The organism is Scopulibacillus darangshiensis, assembly GCF_004341035.1.
GTDB lineage: Bacteria > Bacillota > Bacilli > Bacillales > Sporolactobacillaceae > Scopulibacillus > Scopulibacillus darangshiensis.
Window position 1 is genome coordinate 1 of the sequence record NZ_SLXK01000044.1, and the last position, 13,573, is coordinate 13,573.

Below are 13,573 nucleotides of genomic sequence, written 5' to 3' on the forward strand. Positions count from 1 at the left end.
CGACTGTTTGTCAAGAGCGATTGCGGGTATTATCTCAAATCAAATGGTAGTTATTGTAACCCATGCAGGTTTTTCATAGAACTTTTGACACTACCATTCGTGATTTATTTAAATATTTAACGCTTGGCGCAGCATTTGATGAAAATGATAAACCCCATGTTCGGTCGGAGAGACAATGCCATGTTCAAAAGCGCGTGATTTAAAACCGACTTGTTCCATTTCGACGAGTTCCACGTCTTCGATCCGCACTTGCTCAGCAAAATCCATAAGGATCTTTTGCTCTTTTGTCGGCTCATCACCGATTAAATAAAAGGTGTAAATGCCTAACGTCGTTTCATGATCAACAGGGACCATTTGAATGGTGGAAATATTCCCAGGCCCCGGGTAAACGGTGACCATAAAGTTCGGCCAAAGCCAATAAAACCGCCCTTCTTGCACCTCTGCGCTTTTCAAATCCAGATCAATTGTTCCGCTTCCCTTTTTATCCTTAATGGATGAGCCCTGAATATTACAGCTTTCTCCATTGACAATATGGTATTTGCTTAAATCCAATGTTGCCGCAAAGCCAGGGTGGGCAATCGGACAATGATCACATTCCAGGAAATTATCAATAAAAGCCTTCCAGTTTGACTTTATCGTCCGTGTTCTGACGTGGCTCTTTTTTAACTGATCCAAAAAAGTAAATCGTTTAAAGTCATCAAAAAAGTCATGATAGGCGGATGCCAATGATGGGGCGCCAGGATCCAAATTAACAAAAACAAGTGTAGCCTCTGTTTCAACTCTGACGGCATGAAGGCAAAAATCATTCGCGCAAAACCCTTCAACACCTTTAAAGTTTGGCGCTTTATTAAGGTTGCCGTTCAATTTAAACGTCCAGCCGTGATAGGAACATTGCAATATTTTTTTACTGCCCGCTTCCTTCTTTTCAATCTGTGTCCCTCTATGAGGGCAAACATTGTAAAAGGCCCGCAGCTTTCCGTCATCGCCCCTAATAACAATGATGGGCTCACCTGCAACCTCACATGTTATAAAATCCCCGGGATAGGCGACTTGGCTTTCGTGTGCTACGTACTGCCATGATTGTGAAAAGATTTTTTCTTGTTCTTCCTGAAGGACACCTGAATCAGTATAAAACCGATAAGGGATCGTTTTTAACTGACCTGCATTGACATTTGAACCCTGAACACTCATTGTGAAATCCCCTTTCAAGGTGAAAATTGGTTGATTCACCCTTAAATAAGCAAGAAGTGTGCCAACTCACCATTTGGCAGACGGGACGGATTCTACACCTTTTTTGGCCAAAAAAATGAGTAAAACAGAACTCAGATCGAGTCGTGTTTTACTCGGGTAATCGAATATAACCAATTTTAACTTACCTATCCTTAAACCTATTAATTATTTCCTTAAGATTATTGCATACTGCATTAGAAAGCCCAGTTATACGATTTAAATCTTTATCCCATAAAAGTTTATTACCGATAATTTTCTTAACCAATTGTTTAAGTGACATGTCTTTTGCCTCAAAACTTGACCACTGTTCGCAGAAGAAATCCAATGCCAGCTGATCATCTTTTACGATATATTCACTGCCATCAAAGCGCGTTCCTACATAATTATCTTCGGACTTTTGCACTTTATAATAGCGTATAAGACCTGCAAAAGCTGTTACAAGAGAAGCAGGAAGTTGTTCCTCCTTTGCAAAATAGGCAACTAATGTTGGAAGAAGACGAACCTTAAACTTGGAAATACTGTTTAATAAAATATCGGCAAGCTGATGTTGAACAAAAGGATTTATGAACCGCTCCAGCACACTTTCGGCATATTGCATCATGTCATGGCGATTATAGGGTAACGTTGGAAGAATATCTTCTTCGATTGTCTTTTGCAAAAATCCTTTAAATTCAGAATCTGCCATAACCTGACCGACATGATCCAATCCATACAAGATGCCTAACGGCGCAATGATTGTATGTGAACCATTTAATATACGCACCTTCCTGATTTGATAGGGGGTTAAATCCTCCACCCAATGCACATTTAAACCTGCTTTATTCAAAGGCAGCAGCCGATCTAACGATGGATCGGCTTCTATTGCCCAAAAATAATAGGGCTCTGTTGTATTTAATAATTGGTCAACATACCCCGATTCTGCGGTCCATTTTTCTGCTTCCATAACTGGATAGCCCGTTACGATTCGATCGACGAGAGAGTTAAGGAAAAGATTATCTTGTTCCAACCAGTTAATAAAAGCCGTCGACAGTTCCCAATCTTTACTGTGTTGAACGACGTATTGCTTTAGCTTATCACCATTTTCCTCCAATAACTCACAAGGCAGCATGATAAGGCCCTTGTCTGAATCCCCGTTAAAATGAAGATAGCGTTGATATAAAAAGATGGTGAGCCTTCCCGGAAAAGATGTCATCGGTACACCTTCTTCCAAAGGCATTTGCTGATAGCTAAGCCCCGCTTCTGTCGTATTTGAAACGACAAATTCCAAATCAGGACTTTTCGCTAACGCCAAAAACTCGCCCCATTCTGTGTAGGGATCGATTATCCTTGAAAAGACAGAAATAGTCTCTTTTTCATTTACTACTTTTTTATTCTGCAATCCACGGATCAGCAGAGTGTATAAGCCATCTTGCTGCTTTAATTTTTCTATTTTTGTTTTCCCTTGTGGGCGTGGCTGGGTCACAGCGATGCTTCCGTTAAAATATCCCTTTTTATTGCATTCATGAATCATCCAATCAAAAAAGCCGCGAAGAAAATGTCCCTCCCCTATTTGCAAGACTTTAATAGGATAATCTGCTATTGCTTGCTGATCTTCGGCTGGCAGATTATTTTTATTAAGACATTTCAAATGTTGCGGTTTTCTTTTCATCACCACTTACCTCCCACATCTACAACGGCTTTAATGACTTTCGTTTCGGGAAGCAGCCAGCCTTCAAATTGATCTATCATGTCATCAAAATGAGCCCGGTGTGTAATATAAGAAGCTATATTAACGCGAGCCTTTTTAAACAAATTCACCACATACTCGAAATCTTCCCGGGTCGCGTTGCGGCTCCCCATAAGGGTAAGTTCTTTACTATGGAAGTCCGGATCATTAAATGAAATATCGGCCTTTGCCAAACCAACAAAGATTAATTTTCCGCCATGTGCTGGGTAGCGAAAGGCAGCTGTCATTGACTCAGGATTTCCAGTAGCATCAAATACAACAGTTGGCAGATCCCCATTAGTTATCTCTTCGAGTTGTTCTAGAGCGTTTTCTGAAGAATTGACGGCATAATCCACCCCTGCCCATTCACGTGAAAATACTAATCTTTCATCATTTAAATCCATGGCGATGACTTTGGCACCCTGTTCCTTAGCAACGGCCATAACGCCCAAGCCGATTGGCCCCGCACCAATAACAAGTGCAAACTCCCCTTCCTGGATTGCAGCGCGCCTTACCGCGTGTGCTCCTATGCTCAAAGGCTCTATCATCGAAGATTGGTCGAGGGTAAGCCCTTCAGTTCTTACTAATTGATTATAAGGAACTGTGATCCATTCACTCATTCCGCCATCAATATGGACGCCTAGTACTTTCATATCCGTGCAGCAGTTCGATTTGCCATTTCTGCAAGCAATACAATTGCCGCAAGCCATATAAGGTATGATCGAGACTTGGTCGCCGGCATTTAAACCCAATACATTATCCGGCATAGATTCAATATGACCGGCTAGTTCGTGACCGAGTACACGCGGGTAAGTGAAAAAGGGCTGATTCCCTCTATAGGCATGCATATCTGTTCCGCATATACCAATACGGCGAATACGAATCAATGCTTGTCCTGTTTTTGGAACAGGCCGTTCAGCCGCAAACATTTTAAATTGGTTAGGCCGGGCGCATGTGATACTTTTCATTGGCTAACACTCCCTTTGCTAAAGAATGACTCCTTCTTTAAAAATGCTAATTTCTCTAAAGCCAAACCGCTCATTATTAGTTTTCTTTTCGCCTGAAGCGAGGTCAAGAATATATCGGAAAAAGTCGTGCTTTAATTCAGCTATATCTTTGCCCTCTAGCAACTGCCCGGCATTATAATCAATCCAATGCTTTTTCCGGTCAGCTAAATCTGAATTTGTCGCGATTTTCACAGTAGGTACTGGACCGCCAAATGGCGTTCCTCTCCCTGTTGTAAATAAAACGATATTGGCGCCAGCAGCAGCTAAGGCTGTAACAGAGACAAGATCGTTTCCGGGAGCATTTACTAAATTCAGCCCAGGCTTCACTGCTCTCTCACCGTACGGTCTGACGTCAACTACATTTGCGTGTCCGCCTTTTTGCGTACAGCCAAGAGACTTTTCCTCAAGGGTGCTGATGCCGCCATCTTTGTTGCCAGGTGAAGGATTTTCATAAACTTCTTGACCGTGGCGGATAAAATATTCTTTAAAGTTATTAATTAAATGGACGATTTTATGAAACGTTTCTTCGTCGTTTGCCCGATTCATTAAAATGGTTTCCGCTCCAAACATTTCTGGAACTTCTGTTAAAATCGTTGTACCGCCCTCTTCGACAACGAGATCAGATAGCGCCCCGACCAATGGGTTGGCTGTAATCCCGGAAAACCCGTCTGATCCGCCGCATTTCAATCCAATTTTCAATTTCGACACGCTGATCGGTTGACGTTCAAATTGTTCAGCATACTCTACTAACTCTTCGATTAACCCCAAACCAATGTCTAATTCATTATCGACATCTTGAGCTTTCAAGAATTTAATTCGGTTTGGAGGATAATCCCCTATAACCTTTTTAAAGGCATCAATCTGGTTATTTTCACATCCCAATCCGACAACCAGCACGCCCGCCGCGTTAGGGTGCTGGACCAATGCTGCTAGTAATTTTTGCGTATGCGACAGGTCATCGCCTAATTGCGAGCAGCCATATGGATGGGGAAAATGGTGAATTCCGTCAAATTTCCGGTCTTTGAACGTTTCATTCCCCATTTTTGCCAGGACTTCACATGTTTTATTAATACAGCCAACCGTATTAATAATCCAAATGTCATTGCGGATTCCCGCTTCCCCGTTTTCGCGCAGATACCCCTGGAAAGTGTGTTTTGATTCGCTTTCGGCATGATACTCGCGGCCGGGTTGATACGTATAATCCAATATCCCTTTCAAACCGGATTTTAGATTATGAGTATGAACCCAAGCGCCTTCAGAAATATTTTCTTTTGCTTTGCCGATCGAATAGCCAAATTTGGTAACATCCTCGCCTTCCATTACAGGACGCACGGAAACTTTATGACCCTTTGGAATATCTTCAAGAACATTGATCTCGATCATCTGATTATTTATAGCTTGCATCCGGATATTTTCTCCTTTTTGAATGTCACCCAAAGCAATAGCAACATCATCGTTCACATGTAATTGAATCACTTTACTCATATGCTTCCTCCTCGCCTTTTTTTCTTATTTTCTTTATTTTATCATTGGAAATTGGTCTATAAATCACGTCTTTTGCCCTCTTTATACCATATTTTGATGTAAAATAGAGACAGGAGGTAACGAGGATGAAAACATTTCAAAAGACGAAACGGCATGATTCGCTGTTCCCTTTTTCTTTTATCTATCAAGATACCAAGAGCCCTCAGAAGGAATTATCTGATCATATGCATGATGATTATGAAATCGTTTATGTTTACAGCGGCAAAGGCAGTTTTTTTATTGGGGATGTTTTTTATGACATGCAGCCGGGCGATGTCTTTTTGATACCGAACAATACCATTCATCGTGCGATACCTGACAAGGATGATCCGGTTACATCTACGATTATCTTTTTTTCGCCTACATTGATTTATAATGTCTTGCTTGATGATTCATTTTCATATCAAAATCTGTTTGAAATGACAAAAAAACGAGGCAGGTATAAAATCCCTATTCAAAAAGAAAATCAAAAAGTGATGGAGAACCACCTTCAAAGGATTAACAATGAAATCACTCAAAAAAGACTTGGATCAAGACATGCCTCTTTATTAATCGTCCATCAGATCATCCTTGATTTGTATCGCATCCGTGCAGAAAACGAGCATGATATAAAGGAAAAGGCTTATGGATTAGATTGGATTAAGGATATTTTAGAGTACATTAATAAAAACCTTAGTAAAAAATTAACTTTAACAGAGCTTGCCAATAAATGCTTAGTCAGCCCATCATATTTTAGCAGAACATTTAAAGAGGAAACGGGGATAGGGTTAATTAATTATTTAAATACCAAAAGAATCATCAAAGCAAAAGAACTTCTATTAGAAACGAATGATAGTGTCGCGCATATCGGTGAAATGTGCGGGTTTGAGAGCATGACCCATTTTCACCGCATCTTTAAAAAGTATATGGATACAACACCAGCGAACTATAGAAAAAGAACAAAAATAAGGATATAGCTATCTTTCAATAAGACAGCTATATCCTCTGCTTGTTAAGACTTTACATTAAACGCTTTGCTTATCAGCCAAACCATTAGAAGGCTTGATGATCGGCCGGACAAAACGGATGACGGCAAGTGAAGCAAATATCGCTAACCCTCCTGCGAGTAAAAACGCAGAGGTAAATGTTCCAGACTGGTCAACTAAATATCCCGTTAACGCTGGTCCGATGATACCTGCCGTATTTGCTAAAAAGTGCATAAATCCGCCAACAGACCCTACTTTACTTTGATCGACAACATCCTGAATGATTGCCCAGTAAATCGCACCTGTTAAATATAAAAAGAAAACCGATAATGCGACGAGCGTAACAGCGCTTACAGTTGTTGTAACTAGCCCCGCTAAACCAATACACACCGCGGAGGCAAACAAGCAAGAGACGAGAATGACTTTCCTTGAGAAAAGCACACCTTTATTCGCACATTTCTTGAGTACATAATCTGAGACGAATCCCCCTGCTGCTAAGCCAATAAAGCCAAGTATCCAAGGAATTACAGTAATAATACTCATTGCTTTCACACTGACGCCGCGCGCATCAACGAGATAACTTGGGAACCAAGTTAAGAAAAAGAATAGGATATAATTGTAAGAAAAAAAGGCAAATGCGGTAAACAATACCGTCTTTTGTTTTAAATAAAATGATAAAGGCAACTTTACTTGCGGTTGGGTCTTAGCTTCAACAACAGCATCTTTTTCCGGATTTTTCGCCGGCTTATCTTTTACAAATAACCACCAACAAACGGACCAAATTAAACCAATGACCATTATCATAATAAAGGAAATTTTCCAGCTATAAGCGATTGCAATAAAACCGACGATCGGTCCGGATATTGCTCCGCCAAGCGGCGTTCCGCTATTCGTTAAGCCAACGACAGATGCACGCTGATCCGTTGGGAACCAATTATTAACCATTTTACTGATCGTGGCTGACAGCGGACCTTCGCCCATGCCAAACACGATACGAATCACTATTAAACTAACAAATCCAACGGCTAAGGCAATCGCCCCGCTGAAAAGAGACCAGACGATCATCGCCACAAATAACGTTAATTTGGCGCCAAATTTATCTGATGCCACCCCGCCTATAAAATTAAAAATCGCATAACCTATAGAGAAACTGCTGAAGACAAGCCCCATTTGGGTGGCGGTCAATGTTAAATCATGCTGGATAAAAGGCGCGCCAATTGAAAGGGCAGAACGGTCTAGATAGTTAATCACACCTGCTAAAAATAACATAATAATAACCGGCAGTTTAGCCTTCGCAAACATGGTAATTCCCCCTTTTCTTTTGGTAAAACGGTTTAGTTTTGGCTTAAAAAAGGGAATCCTCCCTTTTTTTAAGTCTATAGACTGGAACTTCTAACAATGAGGGAAGGCGTAAACCGCTCTACGATTGGAAGCTGCTCCTCCCCTTCCTCTTTTTTCATTTGGTCAAGCAACCCCTTGGCAGCCCGCTCCGCCATTTCATTAGTCGGCTGAGCAATCGTCGTGATCGGCGGGGTGAAAAAGCTGGCAAATGTCACATCATCGATGCCAATAACAGCAACATCTTCAGGTATCTGTTTGCCCGTTTCCTTCATAAATTTAAGAACCTCAATTAGCGCGATATCATTCCCCGCCAAAATCGCCCGAGGCGGCATGTCGAGCTGAAATAATTCAGTGAGCGCCTTGGACATCTGATCGGCATCCGCTGTTTTAATATAAGCCTCATCAACTTCAATACCGTGGGAATTTAGTGCCTTCCTATAGCCCTCAATCCTCTCAACACGGGGAGTGATATGCCTGATAATCGATGTCGTCACAATTGCAATCCGGTTATAGCCGTTTTCGATAAACTGGTCAACCGCCATTTGCGATGCTAAATGGTTGTCCAACAAAACCGTTTCGATTTCTAACTCCTCAATGATCCTGTCCATGAAGACAATCGGAAAGTGATCACGCTTCATTTGTTCATATAAATCGATGTTTCCTCCGGTTGGAAAGATAATAATGCCGTCGACTTGTTTGGCCCGCAGCATCTCAATATATTTCCTCTCTTTTTGCGGCTCGTCATCAGCGTTGCAAACAATGATTTGAAAATCATGTTTATGAAATATATCTTCAATAGCACGTGTGAAATGAGTGGAGAACGTATGCAAAATGTTTGCCACAACAACGCCTATTGTAAAAGTCGATTTCTGCTTTAAACTTCTGGCCACAAAATTGGGCTGGTAGTTTAATTCCCCAATTGTTGCTTCAATTTTCCTTTTCGTCCGTTCGCTCATGTAGTCATACCGTTTGTTCAAAAATTGAGATACTGTACTTTTTGACACATTGGCGTGCCTTGCAACATCAGATATGGTGATCTTTTTCATTTAGACATTCCCATCTTTACAAGGTGTTTGTTCCTAAACACCGGAATAGGCCATGAACCCTCCGTCTACCGGAACTGTAATACCTGTTACAAAACCCGAATAGTCAGAATCAACAAACCATAATAGTGTCCCTAGTAAATCATCCGGCTCGCCAAACCGCTTCATAGGGGTCCCAGCCAAGATCTTTTGCGACCGTGCTGTATACTGACCGTCTTCATTTAGAAGCAAATCCCGGTTCTGTTTTGTTAAAAAGAACCCTGGAGCGATGGCGTTCACCCGGAGTCCTGTATCAGCAAAGTGAACAGCCATCCACATTGTAAAGTTATTAATAGCGGATTTCGCAGCGCTATAGGCCGGAACCTTGGTCATTGGCGCATAAGAACTCATGGATGACATATTCACGATCACAGGTGATTTCACTTTTAAAAGCTCTTTGCCAAAAACCTGACTCGCCAAAAAGGAACCTATGAAATTGCTGTCAAATACGTGAGAAAACCCTTGTTCTTCTAAGTCAAAAAAGGACTTCCCTTCTGTTTCTTCTACGTATGTTTCCGGGTCAGTAATAGCTGCCGGATCATTGCCGCCTGCCCCATTAATCAGGATATCGATATGGCCAAATGCTCCAATGACCTTTTCTTTCGCTTCCTCAAGCGATCTACGGCTTAATACATCAGTCGGGATCGAGATGGCTGATCCGCCACTTCCCTGAATGTCATCGGCAATTTTTCGCCCTTTTTCGGCCGTACGATTCAAGATCGCAACCTTGACATCATGCCTTGCCAGTTCCTTAGCCATCTGAGAACAAAGGACACCGCTTCCTCCTGTGATGACAGCAACTTTATTTTTTAAGTTTTCATGTATTGGAATCATAACAATTGTCCTTTCCCTGTTGTTTCAGAGCCATCCCACAAACCAAGGAGGTACATCACACCTAATGCCCTGTCATAAAGACCGTAGCCGGGGCGGCATTGTTCTCCCCATATGTGTCGGCCATGATCCGGTCTGACATAACCGCCGTAATGTTGTTTGTGAAGCGCCTCTACAACACCTTTGACATCAATAGACCCATCTTGTGTGTAATGAGATGTTTCAGTAAAATTGCCATTCTCGTAGATTTTCACATTTCGAATATGTGAAAAAGGAGCATGAGAAGCATACTTTTCTGCTATTTGAACCATATCATTATCTGGATTTGCTCCCATTGAACCGGTACACATCGTTATCCCGTTAGAAGGTGAATCCGATATGGCGAACAATCGTTCATAGCTCTCCGGCCCCGTAATGATCCGCGGCAGCCCAAAAATAGACCATGGCGGATCATCCGGATGAATCGCCATTTGCACATCACATTCTTCTGCAACAGGTAAAATTTCTTTTAAGAAAATACCCAAATTAGTCCACAGCTGCTCTTCATCGACCGCTTTGTATTCCTCAAACAATTCAGAAATACGAGCCATTTTTTCTGGTTCCCATCCCGGTAATGTTAAATCAGATGCTTCCGCAACAGTGCGGATTAATTCTTTCGGATCCAGATTTTCAACCTTGGCTTTTTCGTAAAATAAAGCTGTCGAGCCATCTTCTAGCGGGTGGAACATGTCCGTTCTCGTCCAATCAAATATCGGCATGAAATTATAACAAATGACTTTTACGCCTGCTTCCGCAAGGTTGCGAATCGTCTGTTTGTAGTTTTCGATATATTTAAACCGGTCATTATTCCCTAATTTAATGGATTCATGGACGTTGACACTTTCAACAACGTCTGTATGAAATCCAAAGGATCGGATATAGTCCGCTTCTTCCTGTATGTCATCCTTTTCCCAAACTTCGCCGACAGGTTTTTGATGCAGCGCCCAGACAATGCCTTTTACCCCGGGGATTTGCTTTATTTGTTCCAAAGTAACTGTATCATTGTCGCGGCCGTACCAGCGAAATGTCACATTCATGTCATTCACCCCCGCTTATTTTGCGCATTTTTCTACATAAGATTGACTATGATTAACAACGGCTTGATAACCGCCCTTTTGATAGGCTTTGTTCAGATCGCTGGCTATCCCAACAGCAACTGCACCAGCCTCTAGCCATTCTGTTACATTGTCAAGATTCACCCCGCCCGTTGGCATGACGTTGACGTTTGGCAACGGACCTTTGATAGAGCGAATAAATGATGGCTCAAAGTGACTGGCAGGAAATAACTTCAACACGTCACAACCTGCTTCAAGCGCCTTCACCATGTCACTTATTGTCATACAACCAGGCAAGTAAGGCACACTGTAACGATTGCAGAGAATGGCAATGTCTTGATTAAAATGAGGGCTGACGATAAACCGCGCGCCCGCAAGCATGGCCTGCCTCGCTGTTTCGGGATCAAGAACTGAACCGGCCCCGAGCAAAACATCGGTCTGTTCCAAGGCCCGAAAAATATCTGCCGCATTCGGTGTCGTATATGTGACTTCGATGGCCTGAATCCCGCCTTCTGCAGCTGCTTTAGACAACTGAATCGCTTCTTCCGCATGCTTTCCTCTTATAACCGCAACAATTTTGGCATCCGTTAACGTTTGCAAAACCTCGTATTTGTTATTCAAACTAAGATCACCTCATTCAAATTCAATCAATGCTTTTCGGACTTTGTCAGGGTTTTTCTCAATAAAATCAAAGGCATCTTGAACTTTTTCCAAAGGAAACTTATGGGTAACTAGACCATTGTGAGTCAACTTTCCTTCGTTCAATAGCTTGACCACTTTAGGAAATTGATTGGTTTGCAGACGGGAGCCTACAATAGTAACTTCTTTTTTTGTGATCGGAAGCTCTGAAATAGAGGCAGGCCGCTCATCAAACCCTAATACAACACAAGTTCCCGCAGGTGAGACGACATCTAGTGACAATTCGAAGGTTTGCGGGATGCAAACGGCATCGATCACGACATTGACACCTTCTTCATGGGTCCACTCAGAGACAGTCTTCTGAATATCTTCACGGCCCGCATTGACGGTGAGGTCTGCACCATTCTCTTTTGCAAAGGCCAAGCGCTCATCGCTTAAGTCTGTCACCATTACCGTCCCACCTAGCAATTTTGCCATCTTCAGAATGCAAATGCCAATTGGTCCGGCCCCTTGTATGAGGACTGTATCGCCTTTTTCAACTTGTCCACGCCAAGTGGCTTGAGCGCCAATGGTATAGGGCTCCGCCAGCACAATTTCTTCCCACGGCAAGTTTGCATCCACAACATGAATTTGTTTTTCGGGCAACACAAACCACTCACGCATGCCGCCATCTTCATGGACACCAAAGACAGATAGGGACTCACATACATTCGGCCTTCCTTTTCTGCATGCGTAACATGAGCCACAGTAGCGAATCGGTTCGACCACCACATGGTCGCCGGCTTGAACCGATGTCACATCTGGTCCAACTTCGACAACTTCACCAGCCACTTCATGCCCAACTACTCTCGGCAGTGTAGCGAGCGGATTGGTTCCATGGTAAATATGCATGTCTGAGCCGCAAATACCGACACGCTTGACCTTAACTAAAACATCCGTCGGATTTTTGATCGCCGGCTTTTCAACTTCCTGTATAACGAGTTCGTGTGCTTTTCGTACTTGTACCGCTTTCATTTTTCCACCTGCTTTGTTAGAAAATAAATTTTACATAACGTAGATTATCTTTCAATAACAGCTTCCCGGTGGACAAAAGAAAGTGCCTCTTCTAAATATGGCAAGCCTTCGTTATCACCGGAAACCGTTGTCACCATCGCTCCGATACCATTTGCAAAGGTGAGCCGTTCTTCAGAGGAGTAGTCATTCAACAAGGCATAAATATAGCCGGCATCAAACCCGTCTCCTGCTCCCACTGTGTCAATAGGCACAATCGGAAATGCTTCCTTCTCAAACCATAGGCCATTAGTATATAACTTTGATCCCTTTTCTCCATCTTTGATGACCAGTTGATTAATATCATATTTTTCCGCAAAGGTTTCGAGAGCCTCTTCGCGGTCGTCCTCTAAAATTAACTGGATTTCGTCTCTCCCGGTAAGTAAAATATCAACTGAAGGGAAAAGGTCAAAATAAGCTTTTCTTGCCTCTTCAATGGTCCATAATTTCAAACGTATATTTGGGTCAAACGACACTTTACTGCCTTTTCCTTTTGCCACTTCAATCACACGCTTGGCAATTAAAATGTTTCTTGGATCGATGGCCAAATAAACGCCTGACAGATGAACAATGTCAATGTCTTCAAACATAGATTCCTTAATATCCTCAGGCTCAATCGTCAAAATCGGTGAATTGTGACGATAATAAAAAGTCTTCCCAGAGCCATCTTCACGAATTTCCTTAAAATTGATCGATGTAGGATACCCCTCAACAAGACGAACATCGCTCATATCGATTCCCTCTCCGCGGGCGAAATTGTCGATGAAGCGGCCAAATTCGTCCTTTCCTAACCGGCTTATCCATTTCATCCGCAAACCCAGCCGGGCACAGCCAATAGCAAAATTCAATTCAGCTCCGCCTGCTTTTCTTTCAAAGCCCGGAACAAATCGAAGCGGGCCTGTAGCCGATGGATTCATCGTTATCATTGCGTCACCTAATGTGAGTACGCCAAAATTCGATGTCATCTTCCTTCCCCCTGAATCTTACTAACATATGAATATAAATCGGTTTAGTAAATCGGTTTATAAGCTATATAATAAATAATAACGCTTTCAAAGTCAAGAGGGGATTCGCAAAAGCTTCGTCAATTTTCTTTATTTTTAAT

12 protein-coding genes are annotated in these 13,573 nt (G+C 42.3%); 1 reads left to right on the forward strand and 11 read right to left on the reverse strand.

Going from position 1 to position 13,573, the window contains the following annotated elements; all coding sequences use genetic code 11:
* Positions 1–108: 108 nt before the first annotated feature.
* The 4 genes from EV207_RS19350 to EV207_RS19365 all read right to left on the reverse strand — a co-directional run bounded on the left by EV207_RS19350 (position 109) and on the right by EV207_RS19365 (position 5,427).
* Complete coding sequence (locus EV207_RS19350) at positions 109–1,191, reverse strand: aromatic ring-hydroxylating oxygenase subunit alpha (RefSeq protein WP_132747802.1); 1,083 nt, start codon at positions 1,189–1,191, stop codon at positions 109–111.
* A gap of 181 nt (positions 1,192–1,372) precedes the next feature.
* Positions 1,373–2,878: a tagaturonate reductase gene (locus EV207_RS19355; protein ID WP_132747803.1), complete on the reverse strand. Its 1,506-nt coding sequence runs from the start codon at positions 2,876–2,878 to the stop codon at positions 1,373–1,375.
* Positions 2,878–3,903, reverse strand: coding sequence for a zinc-binding alcohol dehydrogenase family protein (locus EV207_RS19360; protein ID WP_132747804.1), 1,026 nt, complete (start codon positions 3,901–3,903; stop codon positions 2,878–2,880). Before EV207_RS19360 ends, EV207_RS19355 begins: the two co-directional genes overlap by 1 nt.
* An 18-nt stretch (positions 3,904–3,921) precedes the next feature.
* On the reverse strand, positions 3,922–5,427 hold the full coding sequence (locus EV207_RS19365; protein WP_132747805.1) for a UxaA family hydrolase: 1,506 nt from the start codon (positions 5,425–5,427) through the stop codon (positions 3,922–3,924).
* Positions 5,428–5,552: 125 nt separating this feature from the next.
* Between EV207_RS19365 and EV207_RS19370 the strand changes: the two genes are divergently transcribed.
* A complete protein-coding gene (locus EV207_RS19370) occupies positions 5,553–6,422 on the forward strand; it encodes an AraC family transcriptional regulator (protein ID WP_132747806.1) in 870 nt (289 codons plus the stop codon).
* Positions 6,423–6,470: 48 nt separating this feature from the next.
* Here the strand turns inward: EV207_RS19370 and EV207_RS19375 are convergent, their stop codons facing one another.
* The 7 genes from EV207_RS19375 to EV207_RS19405 form a co-directional block, all read right to left on the reverse strand.
* Complete coding sequence (locus EV207_RS19375; RefSeq protein WP_132747807.1) at positions 6,471–7,733, reverse strand: MFS transporter; 1,263 nt, start codon at positions 7,731–7,733, stop codon at positions 6,471–6,473.
* Between the two features lie 74 nt (positions 7,734–7,807).
* A complete protein-coding gene (locus tag EV207_RS19380) occupies positions 7,808–8,818 on the reverse strand; it encodes a LacI family DNA-binding transcriptional regulator (RefSeq protein WP_132747808.1) in 1,011 nt (336 codons plus the stop codon).
* A gap of 33 nt (positions 8,819–8,851) precedes the next feature.
* Positions 8,852–9,688: an SDR family oxidoreductase gene (locus tag EV207_RS19385; RefSeq protein ID WP_132747809.1), complete on the reverse strand. Its 837-nt coding sequence runs from the start codon at positions 9,686–9,688 to the stop codon at positions 8,852–8,854.
* Positions 9,685–10,761 carry a mannonate dehydratase gene (gene uxuA, locus EV207_RS19390; RefSeq protein WP_132747810.1) on the reverse strand — a complete coding sequence of 359 codons (1,077 nt, stop codon included), beginning with the start codon at positions 10,759–10,761 and terminating at the stop codon, positions 9,685–9,687. The genes EV207_RS19385 and uxuA overlap by 4 nt, the downstream gene beginning before the upstream one ends.
* A gap of 15 nt (positions 10,762–10,776) precedes the next feature.
* The gene (locus EV207_RS19395) at positions 10,777–11,400 is read right to left on the reverse strand and encodes a bifunctional 2-keto-4-hydroxyglutarate aldolase/2-keto-3-deoxy-6-phosphogluconate aldolase (protein ID WP_132747811.1); all 624 of its coding nucleotides are present in this window, start codon (positions 11,398–11,400) and stop codon (positions 10,777–10,779) included.
* Between the two features lie 12 nt (positions 11,401–11,412).
* The gene (locus EV207_RS19400) at positions 11,413–12,432 is read right to left on the reverse strand and encodes a zinc-binding alcohol dehydrogenase family protein (protein WP_132747812.1); all 1,020 of its coding nucleotides are present in this window, start codon (positions 12,430–12,432) and stop codon (positions 11,413–11,415) included.
* A gap of 44 nt (positions 12,433–12,476) precedes the next feature.
* A complete protein-coding gene (locus EV207_RS19405) occupies positions 12,477–13,433 on the reverse strand; it encodes a sugar kinase (protein WP_132747813.1) in 957 nt (318 codons plus the stop codon).
* Between the last annotated feature and the right edge of the window lie 140 nt (positions 13,434–13,573).